This is a genomic window from Paraburkholderia sp. XV (genome assembly GCF_020177535.1).
Classification (GTDB): domain Bacteria; phylum Pseudomonadota; class Gammaproteobacteria; order Burkholderiales; family Burkholderiaceae; genus Paraburkholderia; species Paraburkholderia caribensis.
On record NZ_JAGUUD010000001.1, the window covers coordinates 143,286 to 162,975 of the forward strand.

The 19,690-nt window shown below is 60.8% G+C and carries 18 protein-coding genes; 4 read left to right on the forward strand and 14 right to left on the reverse strand.

The features are described 5' to 3' along the window. Position 1: 1 nt before the first annotated feature. A complete protein-coding gene (locus KFO72_RS00815) occupies positions 2 to 373 on the forward strand; it encodes a hypothetical protein (protein WP_318248377.1) in 372 nt (123 codons plus the stop codon). Positions 374 to 600: 227 nt separating this feature from the next. Beyond that, entirely contained in the window at positions 601 to 1,581 is a 981-nt protein-coding gene (locus tag KFO72_RS00820; RefSeq protein ID WP_225031143.1) for a CAP domain-containing protein, read from the forward strand. 725 nt (positions 1,582 to 2,306) lie between these two features. On the opposite strand, the gene KFO72_RS00825 is transcribed toward KFO72_RS00820, so the two are convergent. The 14 genes from KFO72_RS00825 to KFO72_RS00890 are packed head-to-tail and all read right to left on the reverse strand — an operon-like array spanning position 2,307 to position 17,108. Then, positions 2,307 to 3,437, reverse strand: a complete 1,131-nt coding sequence (locus tag KFO72_RS00825) for a hypothetical protein (protein WP_225031144.1) — start codon at positions 3,435 to 3,437, stop codon at positions 2,307 to 2,309. Between the two features lie 15 nt (positions 3,438 to 3,452). After that, positions 3,453 to 4,067, reverse strand: a complete 615-nt coding sequence (locus tag KFO72_RS00830; protein WP_225031145.1) for a type 4 pilus major pilin — start codon at positions 4,065 to 4,067, stop codon at positions 3,453 to 3,455. An 11-nt stretch (positions 4,068 to 4,078) separates the two neighbouring features. Next, on the reverse strand, positions 4,079 to 5,221 hold the full coding sequence (locus KFO72_RS00835) for a type II secretion system protein (RefSeq protein ID WP_225031146.1): 1,143 nt from the start codon (positions 5,219 to 5,221) through the stop codon (positions 4,079 to 4,081). Continuing rightward, on the reverse strand, positions 5,218 to 7,464 hold the full coding sequence (locus KFO72_RS00840) for an ATPase, T2SS/T4P/T4SS family (RefSeq protein WP_225031147.1): 2,247 nt from the start codon (positions 7,462 to 7,464) through the stop codon (positions 5,218 to 5,220). Before KFO72_RS00840 ends, KFO72_RS00835 begins: the two co-directional genes overlap by 4 nt. 3 nt (positions 7,465 to 7,467) lie before the next feature. Then, entirely contained in the window at positions 7,468 to 8,193 is a 726-nt protein-coding gene (locus KFO72_RS00845) for a hypothetical protein (protein ID WP_225031148.1), read from the reverse strand. Continuing rightward, positions 8,180 to 9,499 (reverse strand): hypothetical protein, encoded by a 1,320-nt coding sequence (locus tag KFO72_RS00850; RefSeq protein WP_225031149.1) that lies wholly within the window; start codon positions 9,497 to 9,499, stop codon positions 8,180 to 8,182. Before KFO72_RS00850 ends, KFO72_RS00845 begins: the two co-directional genes overlap by 14 nt. Positions 9,500 to 9,507: 8 nt before the next feature. Continuing rightward, on the reverse strand, positions 9,508 to 11,130 hold the full coding sequence (locus tag KFO72_RS00855) for a type II secretory pathway protein (RefSeq protein ID WP_225031150.1): 1,623 nt from the start codon (positions 11,128 to 11,130) through the stop codon (positions 9,508 to 9,510). A 6-nt stretch (positions 11,131 to 11,136) separates the two neighbouring features. Beyond that, the gene (locus tag KFO72_RS00860) at positions 11,137 to 11,697 is read right to left on the reverse strand and encodes a toxin co-regulated pilus biosynthesis Q family protein (protein WP_225031151.1); all 561 of its coding nucleotides are present in this window, start codon (positions 11,695 to 11,697) and stop codon (positions 11,137 to 11,139) included. A gap of 2 nt (positions 11,698 to 11,699) precedes the next feature. Further along, positions 11,700 to 12,128 carry a lytic transglycosylase domain-containing protein gene (locus KFO72_RS00865; protein ID WP_103153753.1) on the reverse strand — a complete coding sequence of 143 codons (429 nt, stop codon included), beginning with the start codon at positions 12,126 to 12,128 and terminating at the stop codon, positions 11,700 to 11,702. Next, on the reverse strand, positions 12,128 to 13,432 hold the full coding sequence (locus tag KFO72_RS00870) for a TrbG/VirB9 family P-type conjugative transfer protein (RefSeq protein WP_225031152.1): 1,305 nt from the start codon (positions 13,430 to 13,432) through the stop codon (positions 12,128 to 12,130). The genes KFO72_RS00865 and KFO72_RS00870 overlap by 1 nt, the downstream gene beginning before the upstream one ends. Continuing rightward, on the reverse strand, positions 13,429 to 14,238 hold the full coding sequence (locus KFO72_RS00875; RefSeq protein ID WP_225031153.1) for a transglycosylase SLT domain-containing protein: 810 nt from the start codon (positions 14,236 to 14,238) through the stop codon (positions 13,429 to 13,431). The genes KFO72_RS00870 and KFO72_RS00875 overlap by 4 nt, the downstream gene beginning before the upstream one ends. Further along, a complete protein-coding gene (locus KFO72_RS00880; RefSeq protein ID WP_225031154.1) occupies positions 14,228 to 15,523 on the reverse strand; it encodes a TrbI/VirB10 family protein in 1,296 nt (431 codons plus the stop codon). Before KFO72_RS00880 ends, KFO72_RS00875 begins: the two co-directional genes overlap by 11 nt. 11 nt (positions 15,524 to 15,534) lie before the next feature. Then, a complete protein-coding gene (locus KFO72_RS00885; RefSeq protein WP_225031155.1) occupies positions 15,535 to 16,410 on the reverse strand; it encodes a TrbG/VirB9 family P-type conjugative transfer protein in 876 nt (291 codons plus the stop codon). Then, positions 16,407 to 17,108 carry a type IV secretion system protein gene (locus KFO72_RS00890; protein WP_225031156.1) on the reverse strand — a complete coding sequence of 234 codons (702 nt, stop codon included), beginning with the start codon at positions 17,106 to 17,108 and terminating at the stop codon, positions 16,407 to 16,409. The genes KFO72_RS00885 and KFO72_RS00890 overlap by 4 nt, the downstream gene beginning before the upstream one ends. A 637-nt stretch (positions 17,109 to 17,745) precedes the next feature. Between KFO72_RS00890 and KFO72_RS00895 the strand changes: the two genes are divergently transcribed. Together KFO72_RS00895 and KFO72_RS00900 are read left to right on the forward strand one after the other, a co-directional pair. Continuing rightward, entirely contained in the window at positions 17,746 to 18,825 is a 1,080-nt protein-coding gene (locus KFO72_RS00895) for a ParA family protein (protein WP_225031157.1), read from the forward strand. A 73-nt stretch (positions 18,826 to 18,898) separates the two neighbouring features. Further along, positions 18,899 to 19,474 carry a hypothetical protein gene (locus tag KFO72_RS00900; RefSeq protein WP_225031158.1) on the forward strand — a complete coding sequence of 192 codons (576 nt, stop codon included), beginning with the start codon at positions 18,899 to 18,901 and terminating at the stop codon, positions 19,472 to 19,474. Positions 19,475 to 19,690 lie beyond the last annotated feature (216 nt).

Below are 19,690 nucleotides of genomic sequence, written 5' to 3' on the forward strand. Positions count from 1 at the left end.
CATGAAAATGGAGGACTTCGACTACCTCGCCCGGGAAAGCAATGCGGCATGGCTGGCCGGTGGCGGTGACGGCCGATTCGACCGATACGAGAAGTTTTATCAGAGCGAGCGGGTTCAGCATGCCGACGAGTTCGACCTGGAGAAGGCCAACGAGGAATACAGCGACTGGTCAGCCGGTCAGCCCTCCCAGTTTCTCTCCATTCTGAGCGCGCCCTGGTTCGGCCGCGTCTCTATCGCGCTGTTCTGCTTGTACATGAGCTGCCGTCTCGTCCCCGGATTAGCGAAGGCAATGCCCGAGGCGACCGGAGCGGCGCTTGTGGCGGCGTTCATCGGTCTGCGCATCTTCCACCGCCGGCGCCGCAAACGCCAGTGAAAGCCCGCCAACGGCGGGTGTTTCTTTATCCATTTCGCGCCTAGGCTTAACCCTTACCGAAATTTTCCGATAACCGATAATGACGCCCGCAATCCTGCATCAGCGCGACGGCCCGACGAGAGCGGGAACACGGTCGAGCGGCGACTTGACTTTGTTTGTCGCTCGCTAACATGGAATCAAGGTCGTGCAAGGGGCACGACTCACAACAACACCGAGGATGTTTCAGAATGAAGAAGAATATTTCCGCACTCACCGCGGTTTCGTTTGCCGCCGCGATCGCTCTGTCCGCGTGCGGTGGTGGTGGTGGCGGCAACGGGGGCAGCCCGGCGGCAGGGGCGAGCACGCCTGCTGCGGCGACGAATCCCGCCAATGTGAGCACGCCGCAATACACGGCTGACAGCTTCCAGCTCACCGCGTTCAACCTGCTCAACCAGCAGCGCCAGCAATGCGGGTTTCCCGCGCTTCAGGAAAACACGGCTCTCGATAATGCGGCCGCCGCTCACGCGCAGTACCAAGGGACTAACAATGTCGTCAGCGATAGCGAGGCCTCGGCCAACCCAGGATATACCGGCGCAACGTACGTCGATCGTGCCTCTCATTTCGGCTACACGCAAAATGTGGGATTCGTCGGCGTATCCGGTGGTTTCTTTACGAATGCAACGTGGACCGAAGCACAATATGGTCAACAAGCCGTGTATGGCCTGATTTCCGGCGTGTATCACATTGACATTGCTGTCGCGCCCACAACGGCGGTAGGTATCGGCAAGGTCGCCACGACCTTTAACGGCTTCCCGCAGCAGTGGTACTCGATGACCCTGGCAGATTACAAGCCGGTGATAACGAATGCACCGCTGACCTTCCCCTGCCAGGGAACGACTGGTGTCGCATACTCCGCAGGCGGCGAAATCCCGACGCCTCCTGCAACGTCGGGCAATTGGGGCACGCCGGTCGCGGTTGCAGGAAACCAGACCGATACCATCGTGATGCAAACCGGTACGATGACGGACGCGTCTTCTCACGTAATCACGCTGCAGGTTCTCGACTCGGCCAAGGACCCCAACAAGATTCTCCCGGCTTGGATGGGTGTCGCGTATCCGACCACGCCGCTGTCGCCGAACTCACAGTACACGGTTTCGCTGACGGGTACGATCAATGGCACGGCATTCTCCCGTACTTTCACGTTCACCACGGGAAACATTGTCGGCTAGTCAATTCCGCATGACCAAAAAGAAAAAGCGCCCTGTAGGGCGCTTTTTTTTTCGCCAGTCGGGTGAGTCGTCAGTGATTGCACTGCCCACTCGACGCGCTTGATGCTTGCGACATGATGATCGCAATTACTGAGCTATCTGACGCGACATAGCAACGTCCGAGATAGTTGTTGCGGTCATAACAGGGCAGAGAGTACGTCGGACCGTCAGCACCCAAGCTATATACGGTGGAGTAGCCTGCAACTCCGCCAGTGTAGGCGGCAACATAGTCGTCGTAGGCCCGCTTTTGCGGGTCGGTATCCTGCGACCATGCGGAAGTCGGATAATACCCGCTCGGTATATGCGCATTGCATGCGTTCGCGACGTCGGTGGCTTGGGTGGCATTCGGTTGACACTGCTGTCCCACCCAGTTCGATCCGTTCCACGACGCCGGAACCGTCTCATGAAAGCCTCCCGGACATGTGGGGGGATTTTGATAGTTGCACTGCGGCGCGGAGTATTGCGATCCGATCCACTTTGCCGGAGTTATCATCGTCCAGCCCGCCGACGACGGACACGTAGGGGCCGTCTGCCACCCCGTCGTTATGGTACCGACACACGTGGAATCCTGATTGTTGACAGAACATCTTGCTGGCCCTGCCATAGCTGCGCTTCCCCCAAACAGCATGCTGACAACCAGGCAAACCCTGATAGCTACTCTGACAAGGCTCATCTCAAAAATCCTTCTAGTAAGAACAGAACGTAGACGCGACAGCGCTGCCTGGAATGACTGAGCCGCTCCCATCAGTGATGTAGACCGTCCAGGGGCCCGTGCCTGAGATCGGGTAATTGATCGCCGCCGTCGGATCGGTATAGAAGCTCTTCCCCGACACGACCATGCCGGGCGTACCGCCTGCCGGACAGTTCGGATTCGGCACAAATGTCCCGTTACCATTCGGAATGGACGTGTATCCGTACCAGAGCTTCGGGCCGCCCACCGGCATCCATTGCAGTACGCCACCGACGCTCTGGCACGAGAGCATCAGCCCCGAGTTGTCACTCGCCCCCGTCATCGCGTTGGCGCTCGGGCAAGCAGTGCGAGGCCAGCCGACGTTTCCGGTCGAAACCGTCGTTCCAGCGGTTACCGCGCCGCTCGCGGCGATAGCGCCAGTCGCGCCGATGTCCGCGGCGCTGATCGTCCCTTCCGCGTCGAGGTTATGAACGTTATGCAGGCTGACGTGATTGACATTCTGATCGCCCGTCCACGTAAGCGAGCCGTCGCGGCGGATGTAGATCGCGTCGCCGTCGCCACCATCTCCGTTGGTGGCGAGAACGACACCAGCGGGTGAACCGCCCACCGGATTCGCCGCCGTCCACTTGCCGAGCAGGCCGACGATGTTTGCCGGATTCGGAAGCTTCGAATAGCCGAAGTCGCTCCCGCCCGCCTGAGCGATCTGGGACGCCGCGTTGCTATCCGGCTGCCCGTAGTGGGTGACGGGTTGCGAGGTGTACATGCGGTATGACACGTGACAGTTGCCAGCGTCCGCTGTGCACCCGGCAGGCACCATCGTCATGTCGATCTGGTACGTCCCGCCCCAGAACGGGCCATCCCGAAAGGCAGTCTTGAGATAGCCCAGGGTGTGCAGGTCGTCGATCGACGGCGCGGTAAGCGTCGCCGAGCCGCTAGACTCGTACTGGGCCAGCAAGGTCGAATAGTTATCCGTCGACCACTTCGACAGCGCGTCGTTAATCCTCGCCTCGCTCTGTCCCTCCGCTGCGAGCAGGCCGGCGCGCTGCTTCGCCACGTCCTGCTTTATCCCGGTCACAGTCATGATCGCGACCGCAAGCAGCACAATGGCCATCTCGATGATGCTCATCGCTCGGCTACCCGGTCAGTTCTTCGTCACGTACATCGCGACGGTCGCCGTGCCGCTGCCGCACGCGGCGCCCGCCGTCGATCCGTCAAACGTCGTCGACGGGCCGGAAACCGTCGTCCCGTTGACAGTGACCATCGGATACGCTGCGACCACTGCAGGCATGGCGAGCGTGCAGATCGTGTTGGGCACCGGATAGTTGATGATGACTGAGTCGTCGGTTGCGCTCATCGAACCGACTGTGACGGTTACGTTGCCGCCGAACAGTCCCCGAACCGTCGAGTGGTCCGTTGCCACGCGGGAGCCCGCCGCATCGAATGCATGGTTCTGGGCAAGCGCCGAAAGCGTCTCGGTCGAGTAATCGACATCGTTCGCTGTTGCATCGAGCACGCCGGAATGGAAGAACTGCGCTTCTGCCTTGAAACGCCCAGCCTGCACGCGGTCATAGACATACTTGCCGCCTGCGATCGCCGCGATCGCGAGCACCGCAGCTGCGGCCATGATGCCCGCGCCTTCTATCATCGACAATTCGCCAGACTGGCGACGGCGTCGCGCCATGTTCAGCAGCATTGGCCGCGTCACTTTGGCGTCGTTGTGCTGAGTCCCTGCGTTCACATTCTTCTCGTGCTTCATGATGCTTGTCCTCATTCTGAAATGGATGAACCGTTCACGGACGGCGTAGGTATGTCGAAGCTCGCCGCGCCCGTCGCCACATAAGAGCCGACCCCGACCCCGACGAATACCGCCACCGCGATTCCCATCAGGATGTAGTGGGTGACACGGGCATTGCGCCGCACGGCCTCGACGACACGAGACAACGAGGTGCGCCCGAGAGATTTGATAGCGTCGATGAACTGGTCACGGCCAGCCGCGTCGGTGATCTTGTCGACGATGACTTCTGAAAAGATCCCGGTATCGAGCGCGCGCATGGGCTGGTGAGGCGTCGCGGTCAGGCGACGGCTCATGCGCTCCAGATGCCAGCGCAGCCACGGGTCCGCGTTCACCATCAGCTGATCGATCGCCGCGCGCAACGTGAGATTTGAATCGAACAGGCCTGCAAGCGAGACGATCAGCAGCGCGCCACGCAGATCGCGACGGTTGCGCCACATCAGCGGTGCATTGTCGACGCGATTGCGAAGCTCGCCCGTCCAACGGCGGATCGTCGCGAAGTACGCAAACACAGCAAGCCCGACGACCGAGCCGGAGAGCCACCAGTAGTCGTAGCAGAACGTATCGATCGCATACAGCATCCGGCCGTAGGGCATCCAGTCGTTGAGCGGTTTGACTTCCAGAATCTGCGGGAAGACAGCGCCCCCAAAGATCATGCACAGACCGTACAGATAGACGAGCAGGAACGCCGGGTACGCCATCTGCATGGACGTCGTATCGGAGAGAATCCGCTTCGCGTTGGCCGCCATGCCCGCGAGGTCGAGACCGCGCTCGGCGGCATCCTCCTTCGTGGACTTCCCGGCCAGATCCAGCAGCGCAAACTCATCGAGCGGAATGAACGGCTTCATCGCCGTGGCGAAGGGTTCGCCCGCGACCATGCGACGGCCAATCTCGTGATAGACGATCCAGACAATCTGGCTACGCTCGCGATGGCGTTTTTCGAGCGTTCTAAGTCGCTCGAGCAACGTCTCGCGATTGCGCAGACCCTTCGCTGCGACGTCGAGCTTCGTCTCTTCATAGAAGGTCTCGCGCGCTTTCCGGAAGCGGGCTTTCGCGAACGCGAGACGATAGTCGCGTGGCAGCGCCATCAGCATGGAATAGATCAGACGGCGGATCATGACGGCATCGCTCCTGCATGATCCGGGAACACGCGGTAGCTCTCGAACGTGCGCATGCTCTCGTCAATGAATCGCGGATCGATAATCCCCTGCGACGCCTTGTAGAGCGCGTGCTCATAGATAGTCTTGCCAGTCATGTCCGGATCGTCGAAGCCTGTCCTGCGCTCGTTGCGCCAGACCTTCTCCGCACCGCGCCAGTCGCGTTCCAGAACACGGTCGAGAAACTCAGGCGTCGGACGATAGATCTCCATCGCGAGCGTTTGTCCCTTCGCGCCTGCGGCAACCTTGCCGGTGCGCGTGAAAAGACCCTTGCGGCGACAGTGTTCACAACCGTCGAAGTTGCGGCACGCCATCTTCCGGGTGTCGAGGCCAAACTTCGATCGCAACAGTTCGAGCTGCGATTTTTGCATCACTTCCGCAGCGGGAACCTTGCAGTGAGGGCACAGCAACGGAATCAGCTTCTGGTTGCTGACCGCGTTCAGGAATTTCTCCGACGCGACCTCGTCGACGGGCAGCTGCAACCGCCCGCCAACCAGCCGCATCACCGCGCCGATCAGGCTGTCAGCATGCAACGACGAACGGATCGGGTGCCCGGTCAGCGCGAGCTCGACCACGAGGGCAGCAACCACATGGTCACGTATCTCGTTCACGGTCACGTCGCACGGGTCCATTCGCATCAGCGTACGAATGACCTCGGCATACTTCCGGCTCGCCTCCTGGTCCGTCTCGTCGGGACGGCGGGTAATCGAAATGTCCGACAGCCACGGCATCGGGTACTCCGACGGCTCACTCACGGCGAACTGCTTGCGCAAGTCGCGCGCATCCTTGAGGAACGACATCGCGCGCAACAGCGTACTCTTCGCGGAGCCGGTCTCGCCGGTGACGAACACTGCGCCCCCGCTCACGCGCCCGAGCGCCTCGATGATCGCCAGTTGGCTCGCTTCCAGGCCCATCTGCTGCGGCAACAGCACCTTCGGATTCTTGAAGTTCCCGTCGAGCATCCGCAGCGCCACGTCGTAGCCGCCAACGAGCGGCGAGCTTTGCCAACGGAGGTTGAGCAGATCGGCGGCTACGACCAGCGGAATCATCGCGGACTGAGGCGCGGCCGGCTGGAAGGTTTCGCCCGAGTTCGTATTGCGCTGGACGAGATCCTGATACGCAGCGGCAAGCGACTTGCGGACCATTTCCTTGCTCAGCCGGCGGAAGGTGTAGAGATCACCGTCCACGCGGAAACGGACCTCGACTTCTGACGAGAAGTCGCGATCTTCCCAGTGCACATCGCTCGCACCGTAGCTATGTGCCGCTTCGATCACATCCCGGAACGTTCCTATTGCGCGGGACGACTCCGGCACGATCGCGGCAGACCGATTGCGCTCCATCGCGTAAATGGCAGAGATAACGTCGGCGCTCGCCAGCAGCTCCTCATGCACCTTGATATCCGCGCGCTCGAGATCCTTCACGTAGGTTGCGTAGAGCGCGGATTCGTGAAAACTATGGGTGGTCACGACGATCGACATGCCCGCCTGAATCTCAACGGCAATGAACTCGCGACGCGCGGCGTCGTTGATCCGCAGCGCCGCATCGGGACCGCGCCCGCTCAGGATGCGCTTGAACGTCAGTGCATCGGCGGCAGCCAGCTCGGGCAGGCCGCGGGCCGTGAAATCCGGCGCGCGTTTGGCGATATCGGCCTGTGCGCGAACCTCGTGCACGTCATCGGCCGTGGCGGGTGCCGCATCAGCAACTGGCGGCTGGACTGTTTCCGCGTCGTCTCGATGGGCCAAAGCAGTCTTGTGCTCCGCGTGAAGCGGACGCTCAGTTGCATGCAGCTTCGCCAGTGGCTCTACAAGCGGCAGGTCTTCGACCCTCGCCTGCTCCCGTTGCACGTCCGCAGCCAGGTCACGGGGCAGGGAGTCGGCTTCATCGGCCATCACCGCCGGCGCGTGACGGACCGCCTCTCCGGCCGGAACGTCGTCAAATGCTTCGACGTCGGATACGTCACCCATCCGAAGCCGCATGCCGAGCGTCATCGGTTGCCCCGGCGTCATTTCCACCGGTTCCGCTTTCAGGGGCTTGCTCTTCGACCTCAGTTTCGGCTCTCGGTCGGGCTCAGGCTTACCGTCCGAGCCAGCGATCGGCATCGACGAGGGAGACTCTTCGGTGAAGCTCGATCGCAGCGCGCGGAAGCGACCGAGCAAGCCGCGCGACGACGGTTCGTCCTTCTCGATTCCAGAAAACATACTCATGCTTCAACCTCCGGTCGGGATGAGAGGGGTGGGCAGCGGCGGCGGCAACGCGCCCGACAGGTCGTTCAGCGTGCGCGCCGGCGCGTTGTTGTCCTGCGGATCAGCGGTTCCCATGCCGCCGGCGATAGGTTCCGACCACGTACGAGGCTTCTTTCCCTCGCCATCGGTGACCGTCACGAGAAAGCCACTGATCTTCGATACGCGCCAGCCGTTGAGCAGCTTTTCGCCAACGTGCGCGGGGTAATAGGCACCGCGGAATTCGTAGAGCACCGACGATCCCGTCGCATCGTTGAACGCGCCGACGAACTTCACGGACTCTGTGCGTGCGCGGACAGGCTGAGGCGCGGGCGGCCTGATTACGACAACCGGTGCGGGTGCCGCTTGCGGTGCGGGTGTGGCCAGCCCGATGCTCTTCGCTGCGTCACCGTCGCCGGACAGTTGACGGGAGACCTGGGCGCGGATTTTCTCGTCGATTTCGTCTATCGACAGTCGGGAAGGCGGAGCAGCGGGAACCGGGACCGATGCTGCCGGTGTGACAGCGGACGCTGCCATAACGGCCGAGGCAGCGGCGGTCGACCGGGGTGAGATGCCCACGTCGAAGTCAGCCGTCGGCACGCGGGCGGTCACGGGCTGGACATGCGATGCGCCCGCCGGTTTGGCCTGTGCGTGGGCAACGCCCGTCAACGCCACGGCACAGGTCAGTGCCACCAGCCGGTTAATCGAGAACATAGTATTTCCCCTTCGCAATGAATTGGATGCCAGCCTGGACGTCAGCATCGCCGTTGTTCTTCTTCGCCTGATCCTTGAGCTTCAGCTTCACGTCGATGCTGTCGAGACCCATGTTCGACGGAAGCCGCGCGAGAAGCGGGGCCTGCCAGCGGTAGCCATGGATCTCCCACGTGCCCATGCGGATCATGTGAGCGGGCTTCTGTCCGGGCGTCCCTGGTGCGATCGTGACGAGTGGCCTCGACGGATCGAGCCTTACCTGATAGCCGTAGCTGTCGATCTCGAAGGTCTTTTTCGACAGCTTCTGTGGCGGGGTCTGGACCATCTCGATGAAGGTCTGCTCATTCGGCCATGCCCTCGAATCGCGGACGGTCACCGCATTAACCTTCGGCACCGCCGGTCCCCGGCCGCCCGCGTGCAGACCATCGGCATCGAAGCGAAGCGGATGCATCGATGCGGGCGCGTTGCGCGCAAAGTCTTCGAAGCTGCCGCCATAGCGGCGAAATGAGAGCGAACATATTCCGCGCGCCGGACACGACGCGTCTTCGAACAGCCAGCCCCTGCGGACGGTTTCTTCGAGGCCCAACGTGGACAGGATCGCCGGGCCCAGTTCGTTGGCGCGGGGAGTTGCACCGGAAAAAGCCTTCTGCACAGCCTGCGCATAGATCTCTTCAACGGTGGGTACGTGTTGCGCGCTCCCCGTCGAATCGAAGGCACCAAAGACCTTCAACGCGCCCAATGTGACGGCACCAACGAAAACAACGACGGGAACAAGCGTCGGAACGCTGACGGGCAGCTTCGCGATGCGGCCGACATTGCGCTGGTCGAGCAGCGCCGCCCCGCCGAACGACTCGTCGACATCGCCAAGCGCCCCACCCGTCCCGAGCGTGGTCAGCTTCAGGTTCAGCCGCTCGCATTCCTTCTCGACCTCCGCGCGCCGGGTGAACGCCTGCGGCACGCTCAGCACTTCGTCGCTGCGCACGGCGCCGCGGACCACGAAAACGGCATAGACCCGCTGGTCATCCTGGATCAGGACGAGGACAGCCGGTTTCGATTTGACGCGCTCGTGCAAGGCGATACGCGCTGCACCGGAGAACAGCTTCGCCCCTTTCATGTCGACGAGTACGGGCGAGCAGAAACCGCCTATGGATTCTTTCCCGACCTTGTATTCGGCATAGCGCGTTGCGCTGAAGTCATCGGCATACCGGCGACGCTCGGCCCTCGCCTGCTTCGCCGGATAGGCGCGCCAGTCGAGTCCGAAAATGAGGCGCGCGTGCTTCTCGCGCGGCAGCGGATCAGTGATATGCATGCCGTTGCTCACATCGAGGGAACAACGGTGGCCGTCAGCATGATCACCTGGAAGGTCCGGTTCTTGTTCCAGAGACCCGTGATACCCGCCAGACCGCCATTCGTCGTGCTGTCCGAGTGGTCCGTCATCTCGCCGTACAGCACCACCGTCTGTCCATCGGAGAGCGCCACCGTCTGGTCATCCTTCTGGCCGATCGTGTGGGCCAGCTGGATTGTCTGCGTCGTCTGTCCGGAGCCAACCGATTTCTCGGTGAAGGGGCCATTCAGCTTCGAACTGTCGCTCCAGTAAGCGAGAACGATCTGGTTATGGTCATTGACAGACGGAAGGATATTCACGAAATCACCTGTCGTGACCGTACCTGGATTTAGGCCAGGTACCCCGCCCGAGGTCGCCGTGAGGCTGCCCGCGGAGGAACTCGTCGAACGCAGGTAATCGTCGCTCTGGAATGACGCAATGGACACCGGCAGGCCATTGAGTGTGAGCTTTGTCTGCGTGTTGTCCTGTACTGTTCTGCCGTACTGGTTCAGCGCGTTGATAACGGCGTTCGTGCCGGAGAACGGCGCGTTCGGACGCAACACCGACAGGCCCACGGAGCCGCCGCCCGACGACAGCGAGGTCGGCGACGTGAAGCTGATCGCGTACTTGGCAAGACCACCCTCAATTGCGTTGAATACAACGTCTGCGTTCGCGCCCGCCTGACTGCCGCGATTGAGCGCGATCTGCAGCGTGCGGATACGGATCGCGACCTGGCGCGTGGACACGGCGTTTTCACCCGCCAGCATCTTTCCCATCCGATCCGCCGCTTCACGTGTGTCGTAGACCATCACGAGACGGCTTTGCGGGTTGACGTTGACGCGCCCCATCGGCGAGCGCAGCTTGTCCAGCGCATCCCTGATCGACTGGATCTGGTCGAACTCGCCATCGCGGCCCGTCGATGTTTGCGCCGAGAAGGATCCGGTGTCGCCCGTCGATCCGCCCGTCCCGTTGGACTGGTTGCCAGTCGTCGTATCCATGCCCTTGGATATGACCGACTTGATCTTGACCTTGCCCGGAATCGCCGCGATCTGAAAGATGCGCGTAACGAAGCGGCTGACGTTAATGGTGGATCCGTCGAACGACCAGTCGAGACCGAGATCGTCGGTCATCGCCCGCATGTAGGCACCGGCCGTGCCGGTGAACGGCTGGGTGTAGACGGGCTTTTCGTAGGACTTCGCGCCCGACGCTACCGGTGCGGCCGAGGCCTTGCCATCCCCCGACGCCGATTCGCGCGGCACGAGCGAGCTGCGCGGCACGAAGACGTCGGGACTCAGGTGAACGGGGTACCCCGTCGCCGTCGAGATCAACGATGCGATCTGGTTGATGTCCATGTTCGCGGGCATGGTCACGTGCTTATCGCGGAAAACCGCGGGCAGCGTCGCCTCGTACGCCACGGGCACCATCCTGTCGCCGAGGAACGCACTCGGCACATCCTCGACAAGCGACATGGAACCCGGTACGCCGTTGAGCGCGTCGATCCCTGTCTTGTTCGCCGCGTCATAGGCAGCGTTGATGTCGCTCTGCGTGACAGCGCATCCGGCGATGGAGAGAAGCGATGCAACGGCGATGGCGGTTCTGATGAAGGACAGGCGCATGTCGTTTTATTCCTGGCAGTTTGCGGCGCGCGCGACGACGCGGATCACGTTATTGGTATGGCGGCAGACGCGCGTAGGTACACGCATGTGATTGGTTGCCTTCATCACCTGCACGAGGACCGATGTGAAGTCGCCCGAGAACGTCGCGTTGAACTCGAGCGGCAGATCGTCATCGACCTTCCAGGCGAGTTGCCAGCCCTGCGTCTGCAGCCAGCGATCGAGCGCATTGCGCAGGTTCACGTCCTGTGGAGACACAGAGAAGGTCAGCACAGCTGGCGTCGTCGGATTGCCGGGCAGGACAACGGGCGTTACCGCTGTCGAAGTCGGGGCCGTCGGCGCGGGCGCGGTCGCGGCGATCTGTGCAGCGGCAACGGAAGCGGTCGGCGCAGCCTTGCCGCCCGGCGCGCCCGAGAGAATCTGCCAGCCGTCACCTGCGGGCGTCGGCACGCGCGACTGGTCGGGATCGACTGCCGCGTGCGACCAGCCGGATGCACCGGCCAGCACGAGTGCGGGCAACAGACGCGCAACGAGACGGATGCATGTGTTGTGTTGGATGGTCAGATTCATAGTCAATGCCCCTGCCGCTGCAGGCGGCGATAGATTGCGTTCGCGTAGATCAGTTGCTTCTGTGACGACACGGCGTTGTACGCGCCAACGGCTTTCCATGTCGGCCCAAATTGCTTGATGTTCGAGGCGAGAATCCACGCACCGACGTATGCATTCACGCACGCGTTAAAGAGGTGTTCACGACGCACGCCGTAACGTGAAAGCTTCGGCAACCACGATGAGTTGATCTGCATCAGGCCGATGTCCTGGCTGCCGTCTCCGTTGACGTTGATGGCGCTGGCGCGCATGCCCGATTCCTGTTGCGCAATCGCGTGCACCAGCTGACTGCTGACATGCTGATACGCGGCAGCGTCGTCGAGACAATCCGCATGCGCGGTGCTCAGACAGCACAGACCTGCAGCTACGCCAGCGACGATGAGCGTTCCGTTCATCACGATTTCGCCACCGCCGTTGCCCCGGGTTGCGTCACGGGCGCGCCTGTCGCCGGGCGCTCGAAGTACTTCACATCGTGACGCCGCGTGACGTTCACCGTGTTGCCGTCGGCCGTCACGATGAACTGCTCCGAGGTCCCGTTGAACATGTAGTAACGGCCCTTCTGCTCGCCCGATCCCAGGTGCTTCACATCGGCGACGTGGACCTGGACCACCGAGTCCGCGAACTTGAAATAGGTGTGCCCGTCGTTGTCGAACACGGCCAGCAGATGGGCAGTGTTCGCCTGATCGAAGTCATAGACCGTGCCCGCCGATCGCCCCACCTCAACCGACTTCGAGCCATCGGACACGACGATTCGGTCCGCGCGCTCCACGGTCATGACGTTCGTGTCGCCATTCCATTTCGGATGCAGCGAACGCCCATCAGGTGTCTTGAACGTCAGTTCGTGAGCGGGTTTCGATGAAAACCGGATCTGGGTGTGCGTGTCATCACCGTCGCGGATCGCCTGCGCGCCGAAGTATTCGGCCAGCAACGACGCGCGAGGCGCTGTCGTGTCCGGTTTTGCTGCGTCCTCCCGCGCTGCGACGGTCTGCGCAATTGCATCGGGTTGCGACTTCTCACCCGCTGCATAGTTGAGCGCACCCGATTTCGGCGCTTCGCGATGCAACCGGATATGGCGCGTCGTGAAATCGACATCCGCGTACAGCCCGCTTTGGGTCATCAGACGGTCAAGCGCCTGCATCCAGTTTTCACCTTGGCGGGTCGAAAATACAGCCGCTTCGGTCAGGTCCACGTCCTTTTGCGCCGAACCTGTCCAGCCTTGTGGCACCAGTGCCTTTACAGTATTCGCAACGGGCATGCTCGCCTTCAACGAGCGGACAGGCTCAAGTGCGCCATGCGAGCCGATCAGCACGAGCCGGTTCGTGAACCCGTCGAACGCCGGCGGTTGATCGTCACGCAGCCCGGCAAGCGCAAGGCGCGCACCGCCGCCGATGAAGGTGTTCGCCCTGGTCCAGCGCGCGGTCGCGGTGCGCCCGGCCACCGTATAAGAAACGGATTCCGGTGTCCCATCGACAACGATGTATGGGCCTTCAGCGTGCCCGCCCGATGCGGTAATGATTTGCCCCGCGCGCGGCTGGATGTACGTCTTTGATCCATCATTGAAGATGAGGGCCGGACGCTCGGCGATACCACCCGAGATTTCATAATCGAAATCGAACGGGTCGGTGTTCGCGGCATGGGACGCCATTACGTTGAGCAACGCGATGCAGGCGAGCGCGATATGGGAGACGGTGTGCTTCATAGCCCAGCCTGAATCTGGTTGAGATGCCGCGCGAAACGCGCGAGATACGCCTGTCCGGGAACAGGATTGGCGCTGTGGTAATACGCGATCGCCTTCGCGACGGAGTGGGTCTTGCTGTAGTTCTCGTTGAGAATTTCTTCTGCAACGCGAATGCTGGTGGCGGGCGCAAGCGCATCCCACGGCGATGCAAAGCGGCGCGAGTGGTAGCCCCAGTTGATCTGCATTAAGCCGATGTCGAAGTCGCCGCGACCGCGCGCGATCAGCGACTGGACCACGCGATAAGCGTCCTCCCGGGTCTTGAAGAAGAAGCCCTGCCCTGCGATGTTCAGCGTCCAGGGCCACGCACGCCCGTTCAAGCCCGATTCGTTCAATGCGACACCGGCGAGAACCTTGGGATCGACGCTGGTATGCATCAGCTCGAAAGGCACAGTCGCGCTCGCGCACGCCCAGCCCCCACGCCCTTCGGTAATTGCGGCCTGGGCTTCATCGTCGAGCGTTGCAGGCTGCAGCCAGCCCTTGCTGACGAGCAGATGGTCAAGCGGAATGTCACGTGCATCCACGAGCACAGTGATACCGGTGTCGGGGCTGCTTCGAACACGCTGTCCAACGAGCGGCGCAGCCCACGCTTCGAAAGCGCCCAGGCCGCAATAGAACACCGGTTTCCCGCCCAACGTCGCGATGGCCCGCGCAGTGCCATGCGCAAGCACGACGCTGGTGGGGCTGATGACTTCGGAAATCGTCGTCGCGTGCGCAGTAAGAGCGAGCACGGCGAACAACAACCCCAGGAGCGGTCGCTTACTGGTCACGATACGGCTCCATGTAAATGTCGCGATTGACCTTCAGCATGAATCGGCGCTGACCCGGTTCGTCAGTGATCGTCGGCGGAATGTTCTTGTAGCGGTCGAGCACGGATTGAGCCGTTGTTGCGGCAACCTGCCCCGCCGTACTACCGACCTGCGTGACGCCGAGCGGGCCCGTCGTCGTCGACGTGTCCCCGCCGTCGTATTTGCGCAGCAAAATCGCAACGAGGAACGACGTCCCGAAGATCTTGAAGAAGTGATTGTTGACGTCACCGGAGAAGCCAGCCTTTCCGTCCGCATCAGCGCCTTGCGCCCCGAACAGTGGGACATGCTTCCCATTTGGCAAGCGCATTTCCGTCGCCGCGACGAGGATGCTTTCCTGGCCGGGCTGAATGTCGGAACTGTAGGGCGCGGTGATCATGCTGCCCTTTGGGATCATCAGACAGTCACCGCGGACGCTGTCATAGACATCTTTCTCGACCATCAGCGCGGCCGTGCCGGGCCGATCCGAATTCAGACCTTCAATCGGCAACACAGGAATGTGATGCGGAGGCGACAGGACACAGCCGCGCGCCTGCCCGACGAAACCGGTGCGAGCGAAATCCTGTCCGTTGTCAGACTGCATTGCGACGTTCTTCATGAACGTCCCGTCGTGGTCCTGGCTCGAATAGGGTCGCGCACCGCCCTGTTGTCCGCCCACCCCTGCTGCCGACAAAGCAGCTGCAACCCGGTCGCCCACCGAACCGGCTGCGGCCTGCTGCGCGGCCGCCTGTTGTGCTGCGACCTGGGCGGGCGTGAGGATGCCGGGGACTTGCGGTGTCTGTTGAGGCGCGGTGTCCTTGACCTTCAGGCCCGCGCGAAAGATCGGCGATGCAAAGACCGCGTCAGTGTCTGCTTCCGCCTTGATCTGTTGCGTATGCTGATCACCCATAAAGGTGTTGGCGCTCAGCATAGGTGTAGCTCCGGATGATGAGCCAGCCTGCGCGCGTGGGGCGGCCGCAGCCCGTGCCGCCGATGCAGCCTGACGGCGGGCATCCGCCATCTGGTCGTCGATCGTCTTGTTCAGGTCCTGCGTGTTATTCGACTTGTCGACGATCTCAGCCTGCTTTGCCTTCTTCTGCAGCTTCGCTTCTTCGTCAGCCTTGTTGCCTTCCTTCACCTGATAGTAGAAGCCGAGCGCGCCGATGACGACGGCCATCACGACGCCTGCGCTGATGAGCACATTGCGGGGCGACTTGCCTTTGACGATCGCTGCGCGGTCGTTGTCCGACTGTCCGTTTTTCGAAGCCATCACGCGCGCCCTCAGAATCCGAACAGGCCGGAACCACGGCGCTTGATCGTCACTTCCTCATTCGGCGCGCGCAGCACGATTTCTGTCGCCAGTTCCTGAACGACGATGTACTGTCCACGCCGGATGAAGTTCGGGCTGACCACGTCACCGTGATCCTTCACGATCGGCACCGCGAACGGTGCGTCAGCCGGCAAACGCAGCCAAACCGACTTTCCGTCGTCGAACACCGTTTCCGGACGGAACGAAGCCGAACCCGAAACCGTGTAGTTGAAGTTGAGTTTGTCGGGTGACACGCCGATCGGCCCGGAATCATTCGGCGCGTTCCTTCCCTCACCCGCGTCATTACCCGCCTCTTCACGAGCGCGCACCTTGGCCATCAGCGAGCCGGGATAGTTGAATCGGACCGTCTGGTAGAAAAGTCCGCCCATCGGCGACGAGACGAGCGTCATGTCGTACTCGCGCAGATTTGTCGTGAGGTGCAGCGTATTGACGAGGCCCGGCTTGATCGGCTTCACGAAGACATGGTTACCACCGTCTGTATCGACGATCCACTGCACGGAGTCACCCATCGCCGGATCGGTGGTCAGGCGCTCACCGGGCGCCAGCTCGATCGTCGTGTTCTTCAGCGGCGCAGTCATGATCCGGTAGATCTGATCGCGGCTGTAGGGAAACACCGCCATGCGGGCATCGCCCGGCATCGTGACAGGATCGGTGCCCACGTTGTACGGATTCACCGGGCTCATCGGGTCGCTCATCGCGTTCGCGATATCGAACGACGCGCGCGACGGTGTCTCGCCCTTTTTCGCGGCGCTAGCCGATGGGCAAATGACAGCGGCGAACAACGTAGCAGCCAGCCACGAAGCAAACGTTCGGTTGGCGATCATCATTGGGTCTTTTGCATGGAGAACAACGGATAGAAGAGGCCGAACGGATTTCGTCCAAGTGCGTCTTCGGAACTCGGTGGAACGATCTGATAGCGGAACGTAAGTGCGTACTTCTGCACCACCGGCTTGTCCGTCGGGGACTGCGTCGTGCTTGTCGTGAACTCAACGACCGCGGTCGAATCTTCGAGCAATGCGACGTTGGTCACGCGAGGCTCGCGCACGAGCTTCGGATTGAGCGTGATTGCCTGGAAAGGAGCATCGGCCTTGATCCAGTCGGCGAACTGGTTGCGGGCGTTACCGACCATCATGGCTTTCACCGCGTTGACGTTGCGCGCCATCCGCGACGTCTGGATGTCGTCCGTCAGGACAGGCTCGATCGTGAACCAGCTCTCTACGGTTTCTTTGAGCGCAGTACGGATAGCCTGATCGTCTGGTTTGTAGGCGGTCAGTTGTCTCACGACCGCATGGCCATTTGCATCCGACGACACGCCGTATGCCTTGACCTCGGATGGCGGAGGATTGCGCGTGTAGACAGCGCCACCCGCGACGAACACCAGGATGAAGGAGAAGATCTTCCAGTGGTTCAGTTCGGTTAGGAGGCGCGCACCCATATCGAAGATGATCCCTTCCGGGTCCTCATTCGAATAACCGCCTGGCGCGGTTGAGAGAGCTATTTGCTTCTTGCTGCGGAATAAACGCATGACGATCGGTCCATTTGTGCCGACTCAATTGAATCAGCGCAGGCCGGAAGCCAGTCATGCAAAAGAGATGCGATTTATGTCCGCTTTCTGGATGCCGCAAACGGGCCGTCGTTGGACGAGCCGGCTCACGGTCTTAACCTGGAATGACGCGAAAAAAACGCGAGCTTTCCCAGCGTGAGTATGGTTGCTCTGCCAGTAGAGTTCGGAAGGAACCATTGAAAATTCAATTCAATGGATTCCGACGGTCATGTACTACCGTGGCACACGTGGTTTGAAAGCGAAACCACTTTAGAATCAATATTCTACGTTCCCCCGGCCTGCCGCTCGTCCTCGCGGATCGCTTGCAAAGGCCCGTGATCCGGCTCACGGGCCTATTAGACGTTCAGCAATAAAGCCAGCGCCCGTGATCGCTTGTCCCGAGTTTATATAGAAAAATGAATCAATATTCTACGATTTAGCCGGGGCATCAATGTCAAACCGAGCTGTCAGCGTTTTTTATTGACACCTCAAGCCTGATATGTAGATGCATGAATTTTCATCGTTTCCACGATTTTATCTAGTATAGATATAAAATCCTTGCGCGGCCGCTGCGGGCTAGGCGACAATTTAGGCCATTACAAATGCCATCGAGGTCGTCTTGTCGACGAAGCCATTCAAGGTGCAAGCCGCCGCTCAGCTGCTCGGAACAACAATCGACATGGTCCGCAGACTGGTCGACGAATCCGGCATCAAAGTCGAGCGGCAACAGGAAGGAACGAAGACCCGATTGTTCTCAATAGAGAACATTTTCGAGTTGGCGATGTACAAGGCGAACCGTCGTGCCAATGCGACAACGGAAAGAAAGCAGGTTGTTGCCTCCGTTTATTCGCCGAGAGACGGTGTTGGCAAAACTACCCTCGCAAGCAACCTTGCGGCCGGCTTCGCGCTCAAAGGCCTTCGCACGCTTGTCGTCGACCTCGACTTCCAGGCTGGCCTAACACGAAGCTTCGGCTACGATCCCGAACTAACGCGCGAAGAAGCGCTGGGACAGGAAATCAGCCAATCCAGAATCGTTGAATATCATTTCGGAAACCTGCTTCCCGATTACCCGTTCCGCCATGTGTCCCTGCTGGAGGCTGTAAAGAAGCCGTATGGCGATTGCGGCCCGCACCTCATACCCGCAGATCTGACCTTAGACCGGCTGGAAACGATTCTCGCCGAGCAGACTCGCGAAGATCCCAACGCACACTTCGCCTTCGCACGTTTGATCAAAGATGGCATGTCAACAGACCCGACGGTCAACGTCTCGGGCTACGACGTCATTCTGTTCGATGCCGCGGCCGCGAGGAACAGGAGTACGTCGTGTGCCCTGCTAGCATCCGACTACGTGATCTCGCCCGTCTCGATCGCGAAGTCTTCTACCAAGGCTCTGTCGTATCTCTCCGAAGTGTTGACTGAAACGAAAGACCGGTTTCACCGGACACCAGATCTCATCCTCGTCGGCAACTTCTTCGATCCGAATCCTGTGCACGTAATGGGGCAGTTGTCGACGATCACGCAGGCCCACCGTGACGCGTGGCTTGAGCGCTCGATCCGACGCAGCGACGAATTCTCGGAAGGTCTCGCGGGACTGGGGGCTCATCCCATCATAGTCTCAAAGCCAAGCGGACAAGCATCAGCTGAACTTCGCGATTGCGTCGATGCGCTTCTGAAGCGGATGTGCGTGACTGTTGGTTGACCGAAGCGTGCGTATGGCTTTGAAAACTGGGCAATCACTCGCCGACTGTCGCGACTAGTTATGGATCTAGAGGATGAACTTCGATTTCAGCGCCCGCGAGATTCCGAACCAGAAAACGGCTGTGGCTGTACACAAGCAACTGCTCGTGTCAAAGCCGCCTGTCATCGTTATGGCGAAGTTTTATTCAATCATGATCGCGCGCGGTCTATGGCGGAACCAAAAGGAGTTAGCCACAGGACTAAGCGTGTCGGCCGCGCAAGTGTCCCGAATGTTGGCGATCTCTCGGCTACCGGAAAGCGTACTCAGGCTTTTTGTCGACAAGCACCTGTCGGCCGCTGAAGAGGAAACAATACGTCGACTGATAAGAGAGCTTGGCGAAAACGTGATTTCCGAGAGAGCGAAGAGCGTTCCTTATGGGACCACGGTGACAGATGCCCTCGCAGTCCTCACAACCGGCAAACCGGCCCTACGTAGGCCTGTGCGGATTAGCGTCGTGAGGGGCAAGGAGTACCTTCGTATCGATTCGGCCGATTTTGCGAGCATCGCGCCGCGGGCAGCCGAAATTGAACAGATTGTTAATGCCGTCATCGCAGCGGATGCCGACCAGGTGTCATTGGTTATGAGCCTGCTAACGCTCAGTTCGACCTGACACCAACGCCCATACGTGTCGAGTCGCCGGGGCCATTGCCGCTCAGCAATGGTCCGATCGCCGGAACCCGGTCTGTGCGCAGGAAGTCGACAAGGCTCCCAAATTTGGCTACCTTTTCGAGGTAGGGGTACGTGTGTCCGTGGCCAGCCCTGTCGTTATGCACCGTCGGCATAACGCGGTTCGCATGATCCTCATTTACGCTCGATCTTGGTAGCA

Bases quoted from the DNA above. Each gene is read 5' to 3' on its own strand.
- KFO72_RS00830 (WP_225031145.1), bottom strand. From the start codon at position 4,067: ATGAAGCACGAGAAGAATGTGAACGCAGGGACTCAGCACAACGACGCC.
- KFO72_RS00825 (WP_225031144.1), bottom strand. From the start codon at position 3,437: ATGAGCATCATCGAGATGGCCATTGTGCTGCTTGCGGTCGCGATCATG.
- KFO72_RS00860 (WP_225031151.1), bottom strand. From the start codon at position 11,697: ATGAATCTGACCATCCAACACAACACATGCATCCGTCTCGTTGCGCGT.
- KFO72_RS00880 (WP_225031154.1), bottom strand. From the start codon at position 15,523: ATGGCTTCGAAAAACGGACAGTCGGACAACGACCGCGCAGCGATCGTC.
- KFO72_RS00815 (WP_318248377.1), top strand. From the start codon at position 2: ATGAAAATGGAGGACTTCGACTACCTCGCCCGGGAAAGCAATGCGGCA.
- KFO72_RS00890 (WP_225031156.1), bottom strand. From the start codon at position 17,108: ATGCGTTTATTCCGCAGCAAGAAGCAAATAGCTCTCTCAACCGCGCCA.
- KFO72_RS00885 (WP_225031155.1), bottom strand. From the start codon at position 16,410: ATGATGATCGCCAACCGAACGTTTGCTTCGTGGCTGGCTGCTACGTTG.
- KFO72_RS00900 (WP_225031158.1), top strand. From the start codon at position 18,899: ATGAACTTCGATTTCAGCGCCCGCGAGATTCCGAACCAGAAAACGGCT.
- KFO72_RS00845 (WP_225031148.1), bottom strand. From the start codon at position 8,193: ATGTTCTCGATTAACCGGCTGGTGGCACTGACCTGTGCCGTGGCGTTG.
- KFO72_RS00850 (WP_225031149.1), bottom strand. From the start codon at position 9,499: ATGCATATCACTGATCCGCTGCCGCGCGAGAAGCACGCGCGCCTCATT.
- KFO72_RS00865 (WP_103153753.1), bottom strand. From the start codon at position 12,128: ATGAACGGAACGCTCATCGTCGCTGGCGTAGCTGCAGGTCTGTGCTGT.
- KFO72_RS00835 (WP_225031146.1), bottom strand. From the start codon at position 5,221: ATGATCCGCCGTCTGATCTATTCCATGCTGATGGCGCTGCCACGCGAC.
- KFO72_RS00840 (WP_225031147.1), bottom strand. From the start codon at position 7,464: ATGAGTATGTTTTCTGGAATCGAGAAGGACGAACCGTCGTCGCGCGGC.
- KFO72_RS00855 (WP_225031150.1), bottom strand. From the start codon at position 11,130: ATGCGCCTGTCCTTCATCAGAACCGCCATCGCCGTTGCATCGCTTCTC.
- KFO72_RS00870 (WP_225031152.1), bottom strand. From the start codon at position 13,432: ATGAAGCACACCGTCTCCCATATCGCGCTCGCCTGCATCGCGTTGCTC.
- KFO72_RS00820 (WP_225031143.1), top strand. From the start codon at position 601: ATGAAGAAGAATATTTCCGCACTCACCGCGGTTTCGTTTGCCGCCGCG.